The following is a 22483-nucleotide window of genomic DNA, read 5'->3' on the forward strand; positions in this document are numbered from 1 at the left end:
ACCTATGCGCAGGCTGTATGTCGTCACCCATCCGGAGGCCACCCACCACGTCGACGGGCTCGTGGGCGGCTGGCACGATTCAGCCCTCACCCACCGCGGCCTCGCCCATGCCTGTGCCATCGCAACCGCACTCCGCGCAAGGATCCCGGCCGCCGCCGAAGTCGTGCTCGCCTCTTCCGACCTCCTCCGCGCTCGGCAGACCGCCGAGACGATAGCCGCGGAGCTCGATCTCTCGGTGCGCCTGGACCAGCGTCTGCGGGAGAAGTCGTACGGCGAAGCCGAGGGCAGACCGCAGGCCTGGCTCGACGCCCGCTTCATCCCGCCCCCGGGCAACGGTCCGCGGCTGGCCCACGAGGAAGGGATCCGCGGAGCCGAGACCCTGGAGGAATTGGGGACGCGGGTATACGCAGCCATGGCGGAGCTGCTCGCCCAGGAGGCCGAGCACCAGATCGTCGTCACCCATGGCGGCGCGCTCACCTTCGCCGCCGCCGCATTCCTCCGCCTGCCCCTGCATTCCCTCGAGCACATGCGGCTGCGCGCCGCACCGGGAGGGATCACGATCCTGGCCGAGGACGAATTCTTCCGGAACCGCTCACTCGTCGAGCTGAACTTCGTGAGCCACCTCGCTGGCCTCAGCGGCTGACCTCACTCCACGAGGTGGGCTCCGCGGGCAGGGCCGGTGGTGCGCGCCACGCGGCGCACACCTCGGGACGCCTCCAGCAGCACGGCGAGCTCCAGGGAGTGCGTGGGGTTCTGCGCGAGGAAGCCCACCGTGGGCCCGGACCCGGAGAGCAGCACGGCGAGTGCCCCGGCCCGCCTACCCTGATCCATGACGTGCGCGACGTCCGGCAGCAGATCCACGGCCGCCGGCGTCATGTCGTTGTGGACAGCGGCGGCGAGGAGTTCCGTGCTGCCGGAGGCGAGCGCCGCGAGCACCGCCGTGGGCTCCGCCAGCCGCAGCTGCGCCGTGCCGGACAGCACCTCGGCGGCCTCAGCAGCGCCCTGTGCGGTCGAGGCCGCCTCGGCCCTCAGCTCGTCGAGGCGGCGGTAGACCACCGGAGTGGACAGCGACCCCGTGGACGTGGCGAGCACCCAGTGCTGCGTGCCCTTCGCCAGCACGGGCGTGAGCTCGTCCCCGCGCCCCCGGCCGAGCGCCACTCCCCCGCGCAGGGCGAAAGGCACATCCGCGCCCAGCGTCGCCGCGATCTCACGGAGAACCGTCGCGTCCTCGAATCCGGCAAGAGCCGCCGCCGCGCGCAGTGCCGCAGCGGCATCCGCGGAGCCGCCGCCCATGCCGCCGGCCACCGGCACCTGCTTGTCGATGTGAATGGAGACCCGCGCGTCCCAGCCGGTGCGCTCCCTGAACGCCCGGACGGCGGCGAGCGCCAGATTGGTCCGATTCGTGGGCACCCCGGCCTCCGCGTAACGCCCGCCCACCGTCACGGAGTCCTCCGCGGCGAGGGCGAGCGTGACGGTCTCCGCACAGCCCAGCGCCGCGAACACGCTCACGAGCGGATGGTAGCCGTCCGTCCCGGGATCGCCCACTCCCAGGTGGAGGTTGATCTTGCCGTAGGCACGCGCGGTCACGGACTCCGCCCCGTGGGCACGACCGCTCCCACCCGCGGCCTCCGCACCCGGAGAGGCCGCGGCCGGAGAGGCCGCACCCGGGGAAGCCGAGGCCGCTCGCGGATGGAGAGACGAAACCGTCACTGAGAGCCCGCCTCCGCGTCCGTGCCCGCGTCGATCTCCGCCCGCGCCTGCGCGATCCTCGCGAAGTCCTCGACCGTCAGCGTCTCGCCCCGCGCCTGAGGCGAGATGCCCGCGCGTGTGAGCACGGCCTCGGCGGCGGCACCGGAGCCCGCCCACCCGGACAGCGCCGCGCGCAGGGTCTTGCGCCGCTGGGCGAACGCCGCGTCCACCAGCGCGAACACCGCAGCACGGTCTCCCTCCCGCGGCGTCTCCCGCCGGGTGATGCGGACGAGGCCGGAGTCGATGTTGGGCGCCGGCCAGAAGACGTTCTTGCCGATGTCCCCGGCCCGCTCGACCGCGCCGTACCACTGCGCCTTCACGCTGGGCACGCCGTATGTGCGGGAGCCGGGTCCGGCGGCAAGCCTGTCCGCAACCTCGGCCTGCACCATCACGAGCACCTGCGTGATCTGCGGGAAGGCTGACAGGAAGTGCAGGAGGACCGGGACCGCGACGTTGTAGGGCAGGTTCGCGACCAGCGCGGTGGGAGCCCCGAGCTCCTGCGGAAGCTCTGTGACCTTGAGTGCGTCCTCGTTCACCAGGGCGAACGGAACGGGATCACCGACCGCCGCCGAGGCCCCGAACCGGTCCGCGGCGAACTGCTCCACCGTGGCGGGCAGACGGGAGGCAAGCAGCCGGTCGATCTCGACGGCCACCACGCGGTGCCCGGCGTCCAGCAGACCCAGGGTGAGCGAACCGAGGCCGGGACCGATCTCCACGACCGTGCTGGCAGCCGGGAGATGCGCCGCCTCGACGATCATCCGGACGGTGTTGGGGTCGATGACGAAGTTCTGCCCGCGCTGCTTGGTGGGGCGGAGGTCGAGGGCATCGGCGAGGACGCGGATGTCACGAGCGCTGAGCAGAGTCGTCATGGCCCTCACACTATAGGGACGAGCCAGGAGATGAGGACTCGCAGTGCGCCGGCCCCTCGCCGTTCGCCCCGCCCCGGGGTGTCGGTCCCCGCCCCCGGGGAGAGGCCGGGGAGAGAGCAGGCCCCGCCCCGGGCCGTCAGGCCCCGTCGTGGAGGGTGACCGCGTAGCCGTCCGGATCCTCGAAGGTGAAGGACACCCCGAACGGACCCGGCTCCGGCGTACGCAGGATGGGGATGCCCGCCTCCACGAGCGCATCGTGGAGCTCCTGCGCCGAGTCGCAGTGCATCCACAGCGCCACGCCTGCTCCCGGGGGCGGGCTCACCTGATCCAGGTCCACACCAGGCAGCGGCTCCCGCACCGCGAAGGGGATGGGGCTGGTGGTGAACACCACCGCGCCGGGAGGTGCGGCGGGCGCGCGGCGCAGGCCCAGCCGCGTCTCGTAGAACTCCGCTGCGCGCTCGAGGTCGCGCACCTGGAGTGCGATGAAGTCCGGTCCGGAGACAGCCATGAGGGCATCCTTTCGATCACTGTGATGTCAGTGTTCTGACATAGAAACCGTATGTCAGAATGCTTACATGAAGCAACACGGCGGGAAGGACCGGTACCGCGATGAGGCCGCCGGCGGTGAAGCCCACGGCGGTGAGCACCTGCACGACGGTGGGGGCGTCCGGGACGGCCACGCAACCGTCCCGGACGGCACGGCACCGGTCGAATCACTGATCGGCTACCTGCTGAAGCAGACGCAGACCGCGCTGCGCGCCCGGATGGACGAGGCAATGCGTCCGCTCGAACTCACCACGCCGCAGTACTCGTGCCTGGAAGCCCTCAACAGCAGGCCCGGAGCCTCCACCTCGGAGATCGCCCGGGCGGTGTTCGTCACCCGGCAGACGATGAACACCCTCCTGCGCGGCCTCCAGGAACGCGGCCTCGTGGAGCGCATCCCCCACTCCTCGGGCGGACGCGCCCTCCCCCTCCGTCTCACAGAGGAGGGCACGCGGCTGCTCGCACGGGCCTCGGCGGAGGCCCGTGCCGTGGAACGCACCATGACAAACGCGCTCCGGCCCGCCCAGCGGGAAGCGCTCGAGGCGGCGCTGCGGGCCTGCACGGAGGCACTGAGCCGCCGCGCGGACCCGCCGGGCGCCGACCGCTAGGCTGGCCCGCATGGATGAGGCCACACTCGCGCAGCTGCTCGACCCCACCGTGCTCACACTGCTGGACGGCATCGGGTACTCGCCGTCCCAGGAGCTCGCACTGGCCACCCGCCTGCGCGAGGACGGGATGAGCCCGGAGCTGGCCCGCGAACTGCTCGCGCAGGCGCAGCTGCGGCAGGAGGCCGAGGCCAAGTTCGGGTCGTTCGCGGAGCGCATGCTCTTCACCCGCGACGGGCTCGCGCAGGCCACCCGCCTCTCCGTCGCCGCGCACCACGCGCGGCGCCTGCTCGCCGCGGAGCCGGGGACGATCGGTGATCTGGGGTGCGGCCTCGGCGGGGACTCCATGGCGATCGCCGGCCTGGGCGGCACGGTCCGTGCAGTGGACGCCGATCCGGTCACGGCCGCTCTGGCCGCCTACAACCTGCGGTCGCTCGACACCGTGACGGTCGAGCAGGGCCTGGCCGAGGAGCAGGACCTCTCCGCCCTCGACGTGCTCTGGCTGGACCCCGCACGCCGCACCGGCGACGGCCGCACCAGCGCCGCTCGCCGTCTCACCGACCCCGAATCCTTCTCCCCCACCCTCACCTGGGCGTTCTCGACGGCCGCACACGTGGAGGGGGTGGGCATCAAGCTGGGACCGGCGCTCGACCACGCACTCATCCCGGACGGCTGGGAGGCGCAGTGGGTCTCGGAATCCGGCGACGTGGTGGAGGTCGCCCTCTTCCACGGCAGCGTCCGGCAGCGCCCGGGCAGGAACGCCCTCGTCCTGGGTGCCGGCTCCGCCCTGCAGATCCACGAGTCGCAGCTGCCGGAGGACGACGAGGAGCGGATCGGCGAACTGGGGACCTACCTGTTCGAGCCCGACGGCGCGATCGTCCGCTCCGGCCTCGTCACCGCGCTCTGCGAACCGCTGGGCATGCGCCGGGTCAGCGAGAAGATCGCCTACCTCACCGGGGACACGCTGCCCACGGGCTCTGCGGCGAACGCCGTGCGGGCCTACGAGATCGCCGAGGTGCTTCCCGCCGGGATCAAGCAGCTGCGCCGTGCGCTCGTGGAGCGCGGGATCGGCCGCGTGGTCATCAAGAAGCGCGGGGCTGACATCGTGCCGGACCAGGTGCGACGCCAGCTCAAGCTCCCGGACGGGGAGGCCGCGACCCTCGTCTTCACCCGGCTGGGCGAGGACCACGTCGTCCTCCTCACCCAGCCCGTGGACCTCAGCGTCCCCGCCGAGGTGTGAGGTCGATCGGACTCGACGGGCGGCCGCACCGCGCGCTGAGCGAGGCGGCCGCACCCTCATATCTGGCCGCAGCGGCCGCACCGCACACAGAAGGGACTCCCCATGTCAGCAGACTCCTCCTCCACCGAGGGCCGTTCTCTCACTGATGCGCGCTCTCGCGCTGAGACCCGCGAGACCGTGCTCGTCACCGTCGACGAGCTCGCGCGGCTGCTCGGAATCAAAGCTTCCTCCGGCGGGACAGGCACCGAGGCCGCGAATGATGCGCCCGTCATCCTCGACGTCCGCTGGAACCTCATGCGTCCGGACGGCCGGGAGGAGTTCGAAGCCGGTCACATCCCGGGGGCGCGCTACGTCTCCCTCGACGAGGAGCTCGCCGACCACTCCTCGCAGGATCCCACCCGCGGCCGGCACCCCCTGCCCAGCGCCGAGGCCTTCGAGGCGACGGCGAACGCCTGGGGTGTGCGTTCGGCCCGGCCCGCCGTTCCAGGTGCGGCCGGCGATGCAGGCGAGCCGGCCTCGGCGGGCACTCCCGTGGTGGTGTACGACGACGCCGGCGGTCAGGCCGCTGCCCGTGCCTGGTGGCTGCTGCGCTGGGCCGGGCATACGAACGTCCGCGTGTTCGACGGCGGCTGGCCCGCGTGGCGCGACGCCGGCTTCCCGGTGGAGACGGGGCCGGGTGCGGGGCCCGCTGAAGACGGAACCGGGATGGGCGCGGGCGGTCAGGCGAGTGCCGGCGGCCAGGTCACGGGAGGCGCCGACGGTGAGAGCAGCGCGACCGGGACCACCGGCGCGAATCCAGCCGGGCGGACTCGCACGTTCACCGTGCACCCCGGCTCCATGCCGGTGCTGACGGCGGACGAGGCCGCGGCCCTCGCGCACGATCCCTCCGGCGTGCTCCTGGACGCGCGGGCACCGGAACGCTATGAGGGCCTGGCCGAACCGATGGATCCCGTCGCCGGGCACATCCCGGGCGCACGGAATGCCCCGGCCGGCCGGAACTCCGAGAACGGGCACCTGCGCAGCGCTGCGGACCTCCGTGCGCACTACCGCGCGCTGGGTGTGCCGGTGGACGCCGAGGCGGACGGCACCTCGGCGGTGGGCGCCTACTGCGGCTCCGGAGTCTCCGCCAGCCACACCGTGCTCGCGCTCGCCAGTCTGGGCGTGGAGGCCGCGCTGTTCCCCGGCAGCTGGTCGGCCTGGTCGAACGATCCTGCCCGCCCCGTCGCCACCGGCCCCGAGGCCTGAGCTCAGCGCGCAGCAGGACGCTGGGCGCTCTCCTCCGCCCCCACCACTTCCTCTTCGCAAGTTACGTCTGCGTAGCAGCCGCCCACCACGGCCGCTACGCAGACGTAACTTGTTTGGGTGAGGCCCTGGGTGTGCGGCAAGGGCAAGTGCCGGACCCGGGCCAGGAGGTGGGCGGGTGCGCGCGCCTACTGCCTGAGGGCGGACTTGGCCTCGGCAGGCGCACCGGCTCCGGCGGCGGCAATGGCCTCGGCTCCGGCGGCGTGAGCACGTCCAGAGCTGGTGATCCCCTCTGCGGAGGTCCTCTTCCGTTCGATCCGCGGGGCCTCGATCCCCGGCTCCCGGAGGAGGAAGGTGAGGAACAGCCCCACCAGGTAGATCGCCGCAAGCACCCAGACCACCGGGGCCACACCCATGAGCGGTACGAGGCCGGCGATCGCCGGTCCCACGAAGTTGGAGAGTCCCGCACCCAGGTTCAGCACGGCCACGGCCGCCGCCTTGTTCTGCGGCGCCAGCAGCGGCACCACTGCCGAGAGCGGCACGTACATGCCGAGCGCGAGCCCGTACACGATCCCGAGGACGAGGACGACCGGGTAGTTCGCCCCCAGACCCTGCGGCACGTAGTAGAAGCCGAGCACCGTGATCGCCGTGGCGAACCCGCCGCCCCAGGCGATGACGTTGAGCCTCCCGCACAGGTCCGAGGCATACCCGGAGATCACATTGGCGAGCACGTTGGCGAACAGCATCGTGCCCCAGATGGAGGACCACTGCGCCTGCGAGAAGCCGACGGTCCCCACCATGTACACGCCCAGGAAGACCGCGAAGGAGTAGTAGGACATCGTGTTGATGATCCGCAGCAGACCGCCCAGTGCGACCTTGGGCCGCTCCGCCATGATCGTGACGCTGGTGACCAGTCCCCGCACCGTCTGCTCCCGTGACATCCGGGACGCCCCCGGCCGCGAGCGGATCAGCACCGCGACCATGAGCGTGGCGAGCGCGACGAAGACCAGTGAGGACCAGAGGGTGCCCAGCGCTCCCCACGGCTCCACCACGATCGCGACGAAGTAGCCGCTGATGACGCCCAGCCCCATCGCGTTGAAGAACCAGTACCAGCCCACGGCCTTGCCCATCACCCGGTCCGGGGTCTCCATCGTCACCCAGACGAGGAAGCCGTACGCGAAGAACGGGTAGCCGACGGCCCGGACGGAGTAGGCCAGGATCATCACGGGGTAGTTCCCGGGCATGACGCCCAGCAGCAGGAACACCACCTCGAAGACGATCCAGATGATCCCGCCCGCCAGCATGACCCGCCGAGGCCCCCACGACTCCGCGAGGGCTCCCGCCAGCCAGGCAGCGACGGCCACCACGATGCCGTAGGTGGTGAAGAGCAGGGCCACTCGGCCGCCGCCGAATCCCAGCTCCGTGAGGTGGTTCGAGAGGAAGCTCAGCTCGATCCCGTCGCCCACCATGAACAGCATGAGCGCGAGGAAGCCCCAGGCCAGTGTGCGCGAGATCCCCTGCCGGTCGAGCAGCCGCGCGAAGGCGGACCCTCCTGCGGACGAGGACGCCGAATCAGGATGGTGGAACGGTCCGGGGCCCTGAGGAGAAGCGAGTTCCTGAGGCGAGCCGGATACGTGGGGCGAGGCCGGACCCTGTGGAACGCCTTCTGGGGACATGGGGCCTCCTGGTGCAGTGCCTGACCGGTCTGCGGCCGCCCCTCATGACGGACCGCTTCCCGCACTGAAACACAGGTGACTCGCGCCTCTGGCGCCCGATGTCATCGTCCGCCTCCGCATGACACACGACGTCAAGCGAGGTCACGCAGGGCCTCTCAGGTTCCCCGCTGCTCCGGTCCCGTCCACGCCGCTTCCCCCTTGCACGCCTCTTCCACTGCGCGTCTCCCCTCCACGCCTCCGCACCCTCGGCTGCACCTCATCTGCAAGTTACGTCTGCGTAGCGGCCGTGGTGGGCGGCCGCTACGCAGACGTAACTTGGGGGTTGGGTGGGGAGCCGCGGGGTGGGCGCGTGGGTGCGCCGCTCAGCCGCAGGTGGGCGCGTCCTCGAAGCCCTCGACGGGGACCGTGCCCTCCGCCGTGAGCTCCCCCGCGATGTACTTCGCGGCGGCGCGCAGCGCATGGGGGTTGTCGTCATAGACGGCGAGCACCGTGTCCGCTCCGGAACCCGCCACCTGCCACGGTGCTGCGGTGCCCACTGCCACGTCTGCGGCGGCCTCACCGTCCAAGCTCACCGTCGTGCCGCCGGAGCCCACCGTGAGACCGACCTCCTCGGCCGCCTTCTTCATCGCGGCCTGCTGCGCCTCGTCCCCACCCGTGATGCTGACGGTCTTCGCCGGTTCCGGGAGGGTGCACTCGCCCTTGAGCACGGTGAGCGAGGCGTCCGCGAGCGCGGTGAAGCTCTCGTCCGCCTCCTCGTCCGTAGGAGCGTGGGCTTCCGCGGCCTCGGCGGCACGAGCCTGCCACAGCTGCATCGCGACGACGCGGCCGGCGGCCTCCACGAGCCGCTCCCGGTCCAGATCGCCGGAGTCCAGCGCCGACTTCAGCGCGTCCACCGCCACCTGCGAATCGTCCGGCATGAGCGCCAGGTCCGCACCGGCCCTGATCGCCTTCACGGTCTCCTGCCCCGGCTGTTCCGTGATCGCGCCCATGTTGAGCGCATCCGTCACGGCCACGCCCTCGTAGCCGACGTCCTCCCGCAGCGACTCGTAGACGTCCGGGTTGAGCGTCGCCGGCAGATCCTCCGCGCCGGGCAGGCCGATGTGACCCACGAGGACCGTGGGCACGTTCGCCTCCTTCGCCGATTCGAAGGGCCCGTAGCTGGACTCCTCGAGCTCTGCCAGGCTCTCCTCGGACACCGGCAGCGATTCGTGCGAATCCACGGTGAGCGCCCCGTGGCCCGGGAAGTGCTTGGCCGAGGAGGCCACGCCGGCGGCGGTGTACCCCCGGATCGCCGCCGTGGACGTCGCGGAGACCAGCTCCGGGTCCGAGCCGGCCGAGCGCACATTGATCGTCGGGTCCTCACGCCCGACGGTCACGTCCGCCACGGGCGCGAAGTCGAGGGTGAAGCCCAGGTCCCGCACGTCGGTGCCCTGCCCGGTGATCGCCTCCTGGGTGAGCTGCGGATCACGCGCGGCACCCGCGGCCATGAGCGGCGGGAACTCCACCGCCGCGCTGTTGAGGCGGGCCACGGGCCCACCCTCCTGGTCGACCCCGATCGCCACGGGCCAGCCCCTGTCCCCGATCGCACCGGCGAGGGTGTCCGTCACACCGGCGACGGTCTCGGCGTCCGCGCCGTCAGGCAGGTTGTATCCCATGACGATGGCTCCGGCGAGGTGCCGTTCCCGGATCGCATCCGCCGCGGCCTCCGCGTCCGTGCCGCGGAAGGTCATCATGATCACGCTGCCCACGAGTTCGTCGTCGCTCATGCCCTCGACGATCTCCCGCGCCTTCTCCCGGTCCTCCTCCGCGACCCCTTCTGCCGGGTCCGGAGCCCGGTAGTCCGTGGCCGGCGGCGAGGAGGGGACCGTCTCCTGGGCCGCCTCCGTGGTCTCCGCCTGCTCAGCGGCTTCGTCGGCGGGTCCGGAGCATCCGGCCATCAGCACGGCGAGGGAGGCCGCGACGGCACTCAAGCGTTTGCGCATGCCGACCATGCTAACGGTCCCGACTCCGCGGGCCGTCGATCCGCACGCGTGGGGACCGGCGCCCAGAACCGCGGGCGCGAGGCGGCTGGTGCGCCCGCGGGGACTGCGGCCTCGGACCGGAGCCCAGCACGGCGGGGGCCAGGGCCGTGCGCACGTGAGGCCGGCGTCTCAGGACCTGGCGTGCACGAGGAGCCGCGGGGCCAGGGCCACGGCGACGAGGAGGCAGACCCCCGCGGTGATCTCCAGCCCCACCGTGAAGCTGGTGCCTGCGGCGATGAAGCCCACCAGCAGGGCTCCGAGGCCGGTGCCGCAGTCGAAGCCGATGTTCCACACCATGCTCGCGATGTCGCGGTGACGGGGACCGACGGAGGCGAACGCCTCGATGAGCGTGACGTTCTGCAGACTGCCGTAGGCGATCCCGGTCAGCGCCATCCCGCCCAGCAGCGCCGCACCGCTCTGGCTGCTCACGGCCCAGGCGGTGAGGCCCAGGCCGAGTGCGCCGATCAGTGACAGCGGCGCCGGGAACCCGCGATGCCCGAACCTGTCCGCGAGACCGCCCACCAGCCAGCGGGTGGCCGCCGCGGTGAGCGTGAAGAGGAAGAGGCCCACCACTGCGGGCCCGCCCAGCCCCGGGAACTGCGGTGCGAAGGTGAGCAGTGCACCTCCCGGAGTGGTGATGGACAGCAGCACCAGCGAGGGCACGATGAGCGCCAGCAGAGGTCTGCCCGAGGTGCCGGACCGTGCGGAGCCGGAGGGGGCCTCGGGAGCGGCCTGCCCCTCAAGGCGGTCGATCCGGCTCCCCAGCAGCAGAGCGGGTACGACCGCCGCGACCGGCAGCGCACCCAGCACGAAGACCGCCCAGAACCCCACCTGCTCCGCGATCCACACAGAGCTGGGCACGAGAAGCATCTGCGGCAGTGCGATCGAGAGGCCGTAGAGGCCGATCGCCCTGCCCCGGTGGGCAGGTCCCACGAGCACAGCCGTCGCCGAGGATCCGCACACCGTGATGACCGCGAACCCGGCACCGCGCACGGCAGAGAGCAGCAGGATGCCCGTGAGCGAATCCGTGAACAGGAGGGCGAGCGAGGGCGCTCCGAGGAGGAGCACCCCCGCCGTCAGGGTGGTGCGCCAGCCCAGCCGGAGAAGCGAACTCGGCACCAGGGTCTGGAAGGCCACCGTCGCGGCCATCATGACCGCGTTGACCATGCCCGCACCGGCCTCGTCCGCTCCTCCGCGCACGGCCCAGAGCGGCGCCGTGGACAGCAGAGAGCTGTACCCGGCGAACCCGAGCATGGACAGCGCCATGAGCGCGCGGATCCCCGGGGTCCGGAGCACCCCTGCACGCGTCCCGTCCTGTGCCATCTGCCTCCCTCTCCCCGTCGCGCGCGGTCCGTGGTGCGCTGTCCGCGGTGCGCTGTCCGCGGTGCGCGGCTCACCGCATCTCTCCCCCGAACCATCGCATATCGCACGGACGCTGCTCCGCACGGAGGCCTCTTCGCCCGGGCGGCATGCCCCGGTGACACATGCCCCGGTGACATATGACGCACCGCGTGGACGTGCGCGCAGCCGGCGTGCCAGAGTTCTTTCCATGACCGCTCCCACCGCGCCGCACGCTTCGCACACACCGCATGACCCTCTCGCGACCCTGCTGGGTGGCTCCCCGCTCCTCAGCGTCCTCTCCGAGTCCAAGCCGGAGGTGCTCGCTCACACCCGTGAGGCCTACTCCGCCCTGTACGCGGACGCGCACCCGCTCCCGGCCCCGGTGCTGCATGCGCTGGCCGCAGTCGTCGCGGCGCAGCAGGGCTCCGCGGAGCTGTACGCCCATCACCGGGCCGCCGGAGCGGATGCCTCTCTCCTCGACGCCGCTCTGGCGGGCGAGGATCTCCCCGACCCCGTACTCGCCGCCGTGTTCCGTCACGCGGACATCGTCTCGGTCTCCCCCGCGCTCGCGGAGCCGGAGGACCAGGAGCACCTCATGACCGCCGGCATCGACCCTGACCTCGTGGTGCTGCTGGGCCAGCTCGTCTCCTTCGAGTCCTACCTCATCCGGCTCGTCGCCGGGGCCCGTGCGCTCGCGGACGCCTACCCCGGCACCGCCGACGCCGGTACCGCAGAGTCCGGCGCGGCAGAGTCCGGCATCACGGAGGTCGGCACCGCAGAGGCCAGCGCAGCCGCGCCGGCAGATGCTCCGGAGTCCACGCGTGTACCCGCCAGCCGCGGCCGGGACGGCCAGCGCAGCGACCGGACCCGCGAGGGACGCCTGCGGCCCACCGCCTTCACGCAGAAGATGCTCGAGTGGGAGCCCTGGGTGCCCGCACCGGCCGCGGACGAGCTCACGAAGGAGCAGATCGCGTCCTTCGCCGCCAAGTCCGGCACCGGGAACGTCTACTTCCGCCTCATCAGCCGTACGCCGGGCGTGACGAAGGCGCGGTCCGCGCTGGACAACGAGGTGTTCCTCTCGAAGGCGGGGCTGCCCAAGGGCGAACGCGAGCTCGCCGCCGCCGTCTCCAGCAAGGTCAACGACTGCGTCTACTGCGCCTCCGTGCACGCGCGCAAGGCCACGCAGCGCACCAAGCGGGAGGAGGACGTGGACCGCGTCCTCGCCGTCACGCTCCCGCGCGACACGGACTGGGTCGCGAGTTCCGTCGAGCAGCTGGCCGACGGGCAGGACGAGCGCTGGACGGTGCTCGTGGAGACCGCCGCACGCCTTGCGGCCCTGCGCCCGGAGTTCACGGCCGCGGACGTGGCGCGTCTGCGCGGCATCGGCCTGGGAGACCTGGAGATCGCGGACCTGGTCGCCTCGACCGCGTTCTTCGGCTGGGCCAACCGGCTCATGCTCACCCTGGGCGAGCCCTACTGGCCGGAGGCCGAGTGACGAACACGGCGGTCACTGACGATCTGAAGGACGCGAACGACGAAGCCGGAGGCCGAGTGAGCGGCGCAGCGGATGAGGGGCGCACCGACGCCGGCACCCAGCACTTCGACGCGGTGATCGTGGGCGGAGGCCCGCGCGGCGTCGCCACCGTCATCCGCGTCGCAGCGCGGCTGCGTGCGGACGCGTCCCTGCCGCGACCGGTGCGCATCGCGATCGTGGACGTCCAGGAGGTGGGCCCCGGGGCCACCTGGCTCACCTCCCAGCCGGCGGAGTACCTCAACAACACGACGGCCTCGGCGACGACGATCTATCCGGACGAGTCCACCCCGCTCAGCGGACCGCCCTCCCCGGGCCCCACGCTGGTCGAGTGGATGGAGCAGGTCGCACGAGCCGGGAGCCATCCCGCCGGGGACTGGGTGACCGCCGAGGCCGGCCGCCTCCGCGCGCTCGACTTCACCTCCCGCAGGCTCCAGGGCGTGTACTACCGCGATCAGCTCGATGCGGCAGCGGCGGATCCGGCGATCAACCTCACCGAGTTCACGGCTCTGGCCGTCGACCTGGAGCAGGCTGATCTGGAGCAAGCCGGCCGGGAGCAGACCGCCCCGGAGAAGACCGATCCGGGGCAAGCCGGCCTGGACCAGACCACCCCGGAGCACACAGCCGGCACCACGCAGGCCCCCGACACCGCCGTGGTCCTCGCCGACGGCCGCCGGCTCGCCGCGCCCACCGTCGTCCTCGCGCAGGGCATGGTGCAGGCCAAGCCGGACGCGGAGGTGCGCCGTCTCACGACGTTCGCCCGGACCCACGGGCTCCGCTACGTCCCTCCCGGCATGCCCGCGGAGCGGGACTTCTCCGCGCTGCCCGCCGGTGAGACGGTGCTGGTGCGCGGCCTGGGGGCCAACTTCTTCGACGTGGTGGGCGCCCTGGTCGCGGAATGGGGCGGGACCTTCGAGGAGGTGCCCGGTGATCCGCACGGCCGCCTGCGCTACCTGCCGAGCGGCCGGGAGCCGCGCCTGGTGGCCGGCTCCCGCCGCGGCATGCCCTACCGCAGCAAGCCGGTGCCGTACTCCCAGGAGCGTCCGTTCACGCCCCGGTGGGCCACTCCCGAATGGTTCGCGGAGCTGGGCGAGCGCGCCGGTCTCGACTTCGCCGCCGAGGTGTGGCCGAACATCGCGCGCGAGATCGCCGACCAGTACCTCGCCGCCCTTGCCGGCTGGGCCCCTGAGGCGCTGCGGGAGGACCTGCGCCCGGCTGCCTCCGAGACAGCTCACGTTCGTGCGGGCTCGTCCACCGCCTCGGGCGCGGATGTGCCCCAGCCCGGCGCAGCCAGCTCGGGCACGGATGCACCCCTGGCCGGCGCAGCAGGCGGAAACTCCCCCGAGGCCAAAGTCTCCGCCCCCTGGATCCCTGCCCTGGAGGCCTGCCGCACGGGCGAGGACGTGGACGAGGTGCTCCGCACGGCAGTGACGGATCCGCGCTGGAACTGGACGATTGCGGACCTCCGCCGGCCCACGCGCGGCGAGCAGACCACGCCCGAGGCCTGGGCCGCCTTCGTGGAGACCCTCGTGACGGATGAGCTCGCCTCCATGAGCGAGGCCTCGGTGCACCCCCGCGCGGCGGTCAACCGTGTCATGAGCGTGCTCCGCGGCTCAGCACAGCAGCTGGGCGCTGTGGGGGCGGTGGCGGGCTCCTCGCTGGTCCGGGACCTGCACGGCTGGTTCGACTCGGACGGACTGTTCCTGGCCTCGGGGCCGCCGGCGGGGCGGGTGCGCCAGGTGCTCGCACTCATCGACGCTGGGATCGTCGATCTGCTGGGACCGGAGACCGTCGTCACCGCGGAGGCGAACAGCACCGAGGGAGGCCCGGGTGCCGGACGGTTCCGGGCGCTCTCCCGGATCACCGGCCGCACAGCGGAGTCCTCCGTCCTGCTGGAGACGCGCATGTCCAAGGGCCGCGTGCCGCACACGGACGACCCTCTGCTGCAGGCGCTCCTCACCTCCGGGCGTGCGCGCATCCACACGGTGGACTACGTGCAGACCGACTACCTGGAGGCGGGTCCGGCGGAGGTCTCCGAGACCGCGGAGACCGGCCACAACCTCGTCGACGAGTACGCGCGCGAGGATCCGAGCGTGGTGGTGCTGGGCATCCCGGCGTCCACGACGCAGCCGGGCAGTGCCATCGGCGCCACGCCGCACAAGCCGTCGCCGCTGCTGGCGGGTGCGGACATCGCCGCGAAGCAGATCGTGCGCAGAGCGGTGCGGAGGACTGTGCGGGGTCCTGCCGCCACGGCGGGCGCGGAGGCACCCGAGGCCGAGGCCGGAACACCCGCTGCCGGAACGTTCGCTGCCGAGGCCGGAACCTCCGCCGCCGAGGCGCCCGCAGGGGCCGAAACCCCTGCGGAAAGCGCAGTGTGACGTTCCGTGACGGAGCGGGCGGGCGCGGACCGCGGACGGCGCGAGCACGTGCAATACGATGACGCGCATGGTTGATTTCGCTGACTCCGCTCGCTCCACGCTGGGCGCCGAATGGGAGCTCGCCCTCGTGGATCGGGAGAGCCTCGATCTGGTGCCGCGCGCCGGCGAGGTGCTTGACGCGATCGCGGGATCCTCGATCGCGGGACACGTGGTCGGCGAGATGCTCACCAACACCGTGGAGGTGGTCTCCGGCGTGCACACCCAGGTGCGCGGCGTCGTCGACGACCTCGAGTCGATCATCCGCGAGCTGCGCCCCGTCACGGACGACCTGGGACTGGAGCTCATGAGCGCGGGCACCCATCCCTTCGCACTGTGGCACGACCAGGAGGTCACGGACAAGGAGCGGTATGCGGAGCTCATCAACCGCACCCAGTGGTGGGGCCGCCACATGCTCATATACGGCGTGCACACGCACGTGGGCATCGATTCCCGCGCGAAGGTCCTCCCGATCCTCAATGCGCTGCTCGCCTATGTCCCCCACCTGCAGGCGGTGAGCGCCTCCTCCCCCTTCTGGGAGGCGACGGACACCCACTACGCCTCGAATCGCGCAATGATGTTCCAGCAGCTGCCCACCGCCGGACTGCCCTACCAGTTCCAGGACTGGGCAGGCTACGAGAAGTACGTCCAGGACATGCTCCACACCGGCGTCATCGACCAGCTCAACGAGATCCGCTGGGACATCCGGCCGGCTCCGGGCTGGGGCACCATCGAGGTGCGCGTGTGCGACGGTCTGGCCACCACGGCGGAGCTCGCCGCGGTCACCGCCTTCGTGCAGTGCCTCGTGGACGACTTCTCGGAGCGGCTGGACCGCGGCGAGACGCTGCCGACGATGCCGGACTGGTTCCATGTGGAGAACAAGTGGCGGGCGGCCCGCTACGGCATGGACGCCATCATCATCGAGAATGCGGCGGCGGACGAACGCCTCGTCACCGAGGTCATCGCCGACGAGGTGGTCCGGCTGCGTCCCGTCGCCGCCCGGCTGGAGTGCGAGGAGGAGCTGGAGCTCATGACCTCCTTCGCCGCCTGGGGCGCCGGCTACCAGCGTCAGCGCGAGCGTCTTGCGCGCACGGGCGACCTCAAGGACGTCGCCGGGCTGCTGGTCGAGGAGTTCCGCGCCGGGAGGCCGTGAAGAGCACCGCTGTTCATCGTGCACGGTTCTTCGGAGGACGGCCTCCTCCCCGGCCGTTTCGATCAGAGCAGCTGCGGGTCGGTAGTGAACGCGACAGTGATCCAGTTGTTGGGATCCTCGGCACCGAGTTCGGCGCCCACCTCACGGCGGATCCGATCCCACTCCTGCAGGGGCTTGACGTCAGCCTTCTCCGGCACGAGGAACACGATCTCCACCTGCCGAGAACGCCCGACCTGCACCGGATAGACCGCGGAAGAGCTGAACCCGTGGGTGTGCGCGGTGCGCTCGGCAACCGCCTCGGCCTCTGCACGCAATGAGCTCGGAGTCACGAGCGCTATCTCACGCACGGCCCTCCGCAGAGTAGGGACCGGGATTGGCAGCAGGACAATCGCCACTAGCACGAGCACGGCCGGATCCACATAAGGCGTGAGCTGATCCTGACCCCGAGCGTCGAGCACTGCTCCGAGCACGAACGCAAGCAGCAGCGCTCCGGTTACTCCGCCGGTCATGATCCAGCCCTTCACGTCCATGGCCACCAGCGCCGAACCGATCTTCCGATTCGCCCGGTGTTCGACCACGGCAAAGGAGACTGTCAGGATCACCACGACCACCGCGTACACGACAGCCGGACCGAACTCCACCGCTCGCCCGCCGGAGAAGAGCGCGAGCACCGCCTGGACGAGCGCATAGCCAGTGACGGCCATCATGAGGAGCGCGTTCAGAGCAAGGACAAAAGGCTCCAGGTGCCAGTAGCCCACCCCGAAGAGAGACGAGGGGCCGCGCAAGAGCGAACGAGTGATGAGTCCGGCAACCTGGATGGACACAAGCGACATGATCGCGTCGACAAGCGAGATCATCCCGTCGAAAGCGATGGCATAGGAGCCGGACAGCAGGCCGAAGCCGATCCCCAGCGCCGCCACCGTGAGAATGCCCGTGAGTGAGACTGTCAGTGCCTTCTTCTCGCTGTCCACGACCGCCCTTCCTCGCTCTCACCTGCGGGCCGCCGCAGGGCACCGGGCCCGGAGGCTCCCGGGCACCACCCGAACATCATTGGATTCCACCAGCACGCGCATGCCGTGTGAGACACACGGCCGAGATTACCACTCCAGGGCGGACAGTCATGTCATCAGCGCGCCGGAGGGGGTAACATGCAAGGCGGCCCTCTTCCTCGGAATCAGCTTTCGGGATTCCAGGCCACCAAGGAAGCCCAGCTGCACAGCGGCCTCATTTCGCACAACCATGGAAGGCACTGATGTCGACTCAACATCCACCGCCCAAGCACGGGGGGCAGCGTTCACGCCTGAAGCGCGTTGCCTCCGCGCTCGGCACGCTAGCCCTCGCGTCCGGCGCACTCACCGCAACCTCGGTCATGACCGCAGCGCCAGCGGCAGCAGTCACGCAGAACGGCTACGTGTTCAACGACGCGTGGACGATGACCGGTGACAACGTCACCACTCAGTATTCGCCCACGAACGGCGGCGCTTCCTATCACAGCGCAGAGACGCTCCTCCCCTCCCGGCTGGGCGGCGTGGAGGTCGAAGCCAGCTTTGCGGAGAACTCCGACCGAAGCCCCCTCGACATCCGTGTTCGGCAACGGCACGAACCAGGGTGCGTACCGTGCCACGGCGGCGAACTTCCTCGGTGCGCCTAACCCTGCGGATCTCCCCGCACTCGGCCTCTACACCAATGGCTCCGCTGGGTGTTGTGGAGCGCTGGGCACAGCGGCTCACCAGAACCAAAACGGCGCCTGCGATGTGGGTCAGCTCACTCTGAACTTCTCCAAGCCGGTCACGGACATGGTGCTCGACATTTCCGGTCTCGGCGGCTTCGTGTGGGCAACCCCGGCCAACAGCAACGGCAACAGCGGCGCGCGGGGTTCCTTCAACACCACTGACTGGAGCCTCGCTACCGAGGGAGTGACCTTCGCAAGTGTCTCCGGCGGAGCGGTCAACCTGTCCGCGGACGCGACCTCACTCACCGTGGACGACCTCAACACGTGGACGAACTGCAACGAGAACCCGCAGCAGCAGCCCGGTACGCGCCAGGCGAGCCCGCGCACCGCATCAGCCGGCTGCGGTTCTGTCATCCTCAAGGGCACCTACTCTGAGGTCACCTTCGACATCTCCGCACACGCCACACCCTTCTCGGCATACTCCACTGCGGACTACGGAACCGGTGCCGCCTACTTCGTCAATGACGGCAGCCGCTTCGATGGGGTCAACGGCCTCAACACCACCCTGTCCGAGCGCAACCTCGCCAACGACCGCACCGACTCGCAGAACGCCGATCTGCAGCGCGTCTCGCTCCGCCTGCCGGAGAACGGCCGGATCGGTGACAGAGTCTGGAGCGACACGAACGGCGACGGCATCCAGGACGAGGGCGAACCCGGTATCGCCGATGTCGTGATCGAACTGCTCGACGCCGATGGCAACCCGGTCCTCGACGCCAATGGCAACCCCATCACGACCACGACGGACGCCGATGGCAACTACGTGTTCGAGGACCTCCCCTACGGCGAGTACAAGGTGCGGGTCAGCGCTCCCGAGGGCATGGTTCCGACCACCTCGGGCGCAGGCGATGACCGCGCAGCGGATTCCGATATTGATGCCAATGGCGAGTCCGGCGTCGTGTCGATCGACTCTGCGAACCCGGAGAACAGCGACACCGATGCCGGCTTCGTACTGGCTCCGGAGGCCACCGATGATGAGTCGCACGGCAACACCATCGGCGACCCCGTCACCGTCCCAGTCCTCGACAACGACTCCGAGGGACTCGTCCCCGGCACGGTCAACATCACCGACCCCAACGGTGACCCCGTCAAGGAACTCGTCGTTCCCGGCGAGGGCACCTGGACGGTGAACGAGGACGGCTCCATCACCTTCACCCCCGAAGACGGCTTCGAGGGCAACCCCACCCCGATCGACTACACGGTCGAGGATGAGAACGGTCAGCAGACCGGTGCCAACGTCGTTGTCACCTACCTGCCCGAGGCCACCGACGACGAGAAGCTGAACAACCCCCGCGGCGAAACAGTCACCGTCCCGACCCTCGACAACGACAAGGGTGACCTGGACCCGTCCACCGTCAACATCACCGACCCCAACGGTGACCCCGTCAAGGAACTCGTCGTTCCCGGCGAGGGCACCTGGACGGTGAACGAGGACGGCTCCATCACCTTCACCCCCGAAGACGGCTTCGAGGGACAGCCGACCGACATCTCCTACACCGTTGAAGACACCAACGGCAACGAGACCGGCGCCAACGTCCACATCACCTACGTGGACGAAGACCCGGCACTGCCGCAGGCACGTGACGACGAGTCGCACGGCCACCCCATCGGCACTCCGGTGACGGTGCCTGTCCTCGACAACGATGAGGGCGACCTCGTGCCGGGCACGGTGCGGATTGTCGATCCGGAGACCGGTGAGCACGTCACGGAACTCGTGGTCCCGGGTGAGGGCACCTGGACAGTCGACACGGATACGGGTGAAATCACTTTCACCCCCGAGGACGGCTTCGAGGGCAACCCGACGCCTATCGACTACATCGTCGAGGACGTCAACGGCAACGAGACCGGCGCCCGCGTGATCATCAGCTACGAGGGCAACCCGACACCGTCCCCGACGCCGACGGTTGATCCCACGGTTGACCCGACGGTTGATCCCACGGTTGACCCGACGGTTGATCCCACGGTTGACCCGACGGTTGACCCGACGGTTGATCCCACGGTTGATCCCACGGTTGACCCGACGGTTGATCCCACGGTTGACCCGACGGTTGATCCCACGGTTGACCCGACGGACGATCCCACGACTCCGGCCCCGACCACGGAGCCGACGTCCGACCCGACGGATAAGCCGAAGGATGACGAGTCTCTGCCTCGGACCGGCGCGAACGGCTTCACCGCATTCGCTCTGGTGGGCGGCCTGGCGCTGATGGCAGCGGGAGCTGTAATCGTCTGGGCGGTCCGGAGGCGCAGCATCCAGTAACCCATCCCCTTCTGAGGGCGGAGCACCGTGTGGTGTTCCGCCCTCAGTCGTCCAGCTGAATGGGTACGTTCTGCAAAATCGTGCGCCTGATGTCGGTGCGTGTGAAGGCGTCGCGGTAGATCGTCTCTGTCAGCTCCGCATCCCTGCTGGAGATGGCCCGGTACAACAGCCTGTGCGCATGCAGCACGAAATCGGCCATGGGAGCGTTCGACACGGTCATACGAGTTCTGCCCTCGATCCAGGAATCCACCTCGATGAGCAGTTCATTGCCCGCCATCGCATAGATCTGAGCGCGAAAATCGAAGATTGCGCGGAGCCGGGCGGCGGTGTCGGAGCAGGCAGCCCGCTCCTCCACGTCCAACCGACGCTTCAGCTCCACGACCTCCGCCTGGGTGGGACGCTGGGCGGCGAGCCGCATCGCAAGAGCGTCGAGGACCGCGCAGACCTCGAACAGATCGTTGCGCTCGTCCTCCCCCAGCCCACGTACTCGCGATGCCGTCCGTGAGGCACCGAGGGTCAGCAGCCCCTCCCGCGCCAGCTGCTCCAAGGCCTCCCCGACCGGAGCACGGCTCATGCCGAACTCCTCGGCGAGCTTCCGCTCGGATACGACGCTGCCAGGAGGCCGCGTGCCGTCAATGATTTCCTCACGCAGTTGGTCCCGTAGGCGAACGTAATCAGGGGTATAGCCTGCCTCCTCCGCACATGGCCGCTCCTCCGCGCCGGGCAGATCGTCACCCGCAACATCGAGCGCACCGAGCTCCGCGAGCGCCCTCTCACGCCGCGCCTGCTCGAAATGTGCACTGAGCTCGACCATCGCGTGCTCGGCCTCGGCGGGATCACCTGCACGGAACGCCTCCTCGAACTGCTCGTAGTAGCGGATGGGGGCGATCAGCTGACTGTCATTGAGGGCGAACATGCGCAGAGTTCGCCCCTCAAGTGCTTCTTCAAGCTCAAGCAGAACGCTGTTCCGCGCCGCTTCATACACATGATGGCGGAACTTCACCCCCGCACGGCTGAGAGCAGCCACATCATTCGCCTCACTCGCCCGGCGCGCTCGGCGCACATCCTCGCGAAAGAGGTTGAGATCCTCCTGCGTGCGCCGCGTGGCTGCTTCCCTCACGGCGAATACGTCGAGGGCTCCGTGAAGCTCTGCGATATCCGCGACATCCGCTAGGGAAATGCGATGCACGATGCCGCCGTGTCGGGGCATGCGGTCGACCAGACCCTCACCGATCAGACGCCTGAGCGCTTTTCGCACAGGCAGGCGGCTGACGTCGAACTCCCTCGCAAGGGCCTCCTCGACGAGACGGGTGCCACCCGGGCGTATCCCGTCGATAATCTCCGCACGCAGCGTCAGTCGGACTCGCTCCTCGGCAGAAGCAGGAGATGGGCTGACTTTCAGACTCTGCATCTCATGGACAATAGCGCATCCGAATACTCCTCCTTGGAGAGGGCTCCGGAAGCGGGTCGCGTCGATCAGCCCTGATGGGTGCCCTCATGACGCCGGTAGAGCACGATGACCGCGGCACCGGCAAGCACACCCACGGTGGGTGCCACGATCACCAGGAGGACGAAAGACCCCAACCACGCCAGAAAGCTCGGCAGTAGCCCAGAACTGTGCATCCAGAGAGCAGCACCGCGCAACAGCCATACAGCCCCAGCTGCCGTAATGACTGCAGACGAGGCCGTCAGGGCAAGTTGAAGAGCCTTGCGCCGTCTGACGATGCCACCCGGGTAACGGTGGTGCCACGCATACACCGCAATGAGGACGTACCACAGCACAAGAAGCAAGCCCGAACCGGCCAGAATGTCGAGCGTGTACCCACCGGTGATCACTGACTCCTCGCGCCCCTCCATCTGGAATCCAATGTTAGTACTGTACCTGACCCAGAGGGTATCAGCCGATGTTTATCAGGTTATCTCCCGCCTATTGCTGGAATCCATTCCATCGACGGCATCGACCGGGCCACGGTCAGGGTCAAGGTGGGTCAATGCAGCGGCGAGAATGCGGACGAATACACGGGCCTGCTGAACGAGTGGAAGACATCGGAGATGGCGTACCTGGGGGCACCTGGATGGATGACGTCACCAAGGAGTTCCGCGACGACGT

Annotated in this window: 17 protein-coding genes; 8 read left to right on the plus strand and 9 right to left on the minus strand. The window is 70.0% G+C overall.

Features of this window, described 5'->3' with window-relative positions; all coding sequences use genetic code 11:
- Positions 1-4: 4 nt before the first annotated feature.
- Entirely contained in the window at positions 5-643 is a 639-nt protein-coding gene (locus ABD240_RS12390) for a histidine phosphatase family protein (protein ID WP_291795963.1), read from the plus strand.
- A gap of 2 nt (positions 644-645) precedes the next feature.
- Here the strand turns inward: ABD240_RS12390 and ABD240_RS12395 are convergent, their stop codons facing one another.
- The 3 genes from ABD240_RS12395 to ABD240_RS12405 all read right to left on the minus strand — a co-directional run bounded on the left by ABD240_RS12395 (position 646) and on the right by ABD240_RS12405 (position 3126).
- On the minus strand, positions 646-1710 hold the full coding sequence (locus tag ABD240_RS12395; RefSeq protein WP_344337551.1) for a 4-(cytidine 5'-diphospho)-2-C-methyl-D-erythritol kinase: 1065 nt from the start codon (positions 1708-1710) through the stop codon (positions 646-648).
- On the minus strand, positions 1707-2618 hold the full coding sequence (gene rsmA / locus ABD240_RS12400; protein WP_291795958.1) for a 16S rRNA (adenine(1518)-N(6)/adenine(1519)-N(6))-dimethyltransferase RsmA: 912 nt from the start codon (positions 2616-2618) through the stop codon (positions 1707-1709). Before rsmA ends, ABD240_RS12395 begins: the two co-directional genes overlap by 4 nt.
- A 136-nt stretch (positions 2619-2754) precedes the next feature.
- Positions 2755-3126 (minus strand): VOC family protein, encoded by a 372-nt coding sequence (locus ABD240_RS12405; RefSeq protein WP_344337554.1) that lies wholly within the window; start codon positions 3124-3126, stop codon positions 2755-2757.
- Between the two features lie 67 nt (positions 3127-3193).
- On the opposite strand from ABD240_RS12405, the gene ABD240_RS12410 reads away from it, so the two are divergent.
- The 3 genes from ABD240_RS12410 to ABD240_RS12420 all read left to right on the plus strand — a co-directional run bounded on the left by ABD240_RS12410 (position 3194) and on the right by ABD240_RS12420 (position 6251).
- Complete coding sequence (locus ABD240_RS12410) at positions 3194-3769, plus strand: MarR family winged helix-turn-helix transcriptional regulator (RefSeq protein WP_344337556.1); 576 nt, start codon at positions 3194-3196, stop codon at positions 3767-3769.
- Positions 3770-3779: 10 nt separating this feature from the next.
- Entirely contained in the window at positions 3780-5006 is a 1227-nt protein-coding gene (locus tag ABD240_RS12415; protein WP_344337558.1) for a THUMP-like domain-containing protein, read from the plus strand.
- A 102-nt stretch (positions 5007-5108) separates the two neighbouring features.
- The gene (locus tag ABD240_RS12420) at positions 5109-6251 is read left to right on the plus strand and encodes a sulfurtransferase (protein ID WP_291794411.1); all 1143 of its coding nucleotides are present in this window, start codon (positions 5109-5111) and stop codon (positions 6249-6251) included.
- A gap of 185 nt (positions 6252-6436) precedes the next feature.
- Here ABD240_RS12420 and ABD240_RS12425 read toward each other — a convergent pair whose 3' ends face one another.
- The 3 genes from ABD240_RS12425 to ABD240_RS12435 form a co-directional block, all read right to left on the minus strand.
- A complete protein-coding gene (locus ABD240_RS12425) occupies positions 6437-7924 on the minus strand; it encodes an MFS transporter (protein ID WP_344337561.1) in 1488 nt (495 codons plus the stop codon).
- A gap of 362 nt (positions 7925-8286) precedes the next feature.
- Positions 8287-9906 carry a glycoside hydrolase family 3 N-terminal domain-containing protein gene (locus tag ABD240_RS12430; RefSeq protein ID WP_344337563.1) on the minus strand — a complete coding sequence of 540 codons (1620 nt, stop codon included), beginning with the start codon at positions 9904-9906 and terminating at the stop codon, positions 8287-8289.
- Positions 9907-10074: 168 nt separating this feature from the next.
- On the minus strand, positions 10075-11268 hold the full coding sequence (locus tag ABD240_RS12435; protein WP_344337565.1) for an MFS transporter: 1194 nt from the start codon (positions 11266-11268) through the stop codon (positions 10075-10077).
- 226 nt (positions 11269-11494) lie between these two features.
- On the opposite strand from ABD240_RS12435, the gene ABD240_RS12440 reads away from it, so the two are divergent.
- The 3 genes from ABD240_RS12440 to ABD240_RS12450 all read left to right on the plus strand — a co-directional run bounded on the left by ABD240_RS12440 (position 11495) and on the right by ABD240_RS12450 (position 16384).
- Complete coding sequence (locus ABD240_RS12440) at positions 11495-12781, plus strand: peroxidase-related enzyme (RefSeq protein WP_344337566.1); 1287 nt, start codon at positions 11495-11497, stop codon at positions 12779-12781.
- Positions 12778-15195, plus strand: a complete 2418-nt coding sequence (locus tag ABD240_RS12445) for an FAD/NAD(P)-binding protein (RefSeq protein ID WP_344337567.1) — start codon at positions 12778-12780, stop codon at positions 15193-15195. Before ABD240_RS12440 ends, ABD240_RS12445 begins: the two co-directional genes overlap by 4 nt.
- A 67-nt stretch (positions 15196-15262) precedes the next feature.
- Entirely contained in the window at positions 15263-16384 is a 1122-nt protein-coding gene (locus ABD240_RS12450) for a glutamate--cysteine ligase (protein ID WP_344337569.1), read from the plus strand.
- A 62-nt stretch (positions 16385-16446) separates the two neighbouring features.
- On the opposite strand, the gene ABD240_RS12455 is transcribed toward ABD240_RS12450, so the two are convergent.
- Positions 16447-17355, minus strand: coding sequence for a cation diffusion facilitator family transporter (locus tag ABD240_RS12455; RefSeq protein WP_291793488.1), 909 nt, complete (start codon positions 17353-17355; stop codon positions 16447-16449).
- A gap of 612 nt (positions 17356-17967) precedes the next feature.
- Between ABD240_RS12455 and ABD240_RS12460 the strand changes: the two genes are divergently transcribed.
- Entirely contained in the window at positions 17968-20373 is a 2406-nt protein-coding gene (locus ABD240_RS12460) for an SdrD B-like domain-containing protein (RefSeq protein ID WP_344337571.1), read from the plus strand.
- A gap of 43 nt (positions 20374-20416) precedes the next feature.
- Here the strand turns inward: ABD240_RS12460 and ABD240_RS12465 are convergent, their stop codons facing one another.
- Positions 20417-21784, minus strand: a complete 1368-nt coding sequence (locus ABD240_RS12465) for a GntR family transcriptional regulator (RefSeq protein WP_344337573.1) — start codon at positions 21782-21784, stop codon at positions 20417-20419.
- 65 nt (positions 21785-21849) lie between these two features.
- Positions 21850-22230 (minus strand): hypothetical protein, encoded by a 381-nt coding sequence (locus ABD240_RS12470; RefSeq protein ID WP_344337575.1) that lies wholly within the window; start codon positions 22228-22230, stop codon positions 21850-21852.
- Positions 22231-22483 lie beyond the last annotated feature (253 nt).

This window comes from Brevibacterium salitolerans (assembly GCF_039531405.1).
GTDB lineage: Bacteria > Actinomycetota > Actinomycetes > Actinomycetales > Brevibacteriaceae > Brevibacterium > Brevibacterium salitolerans.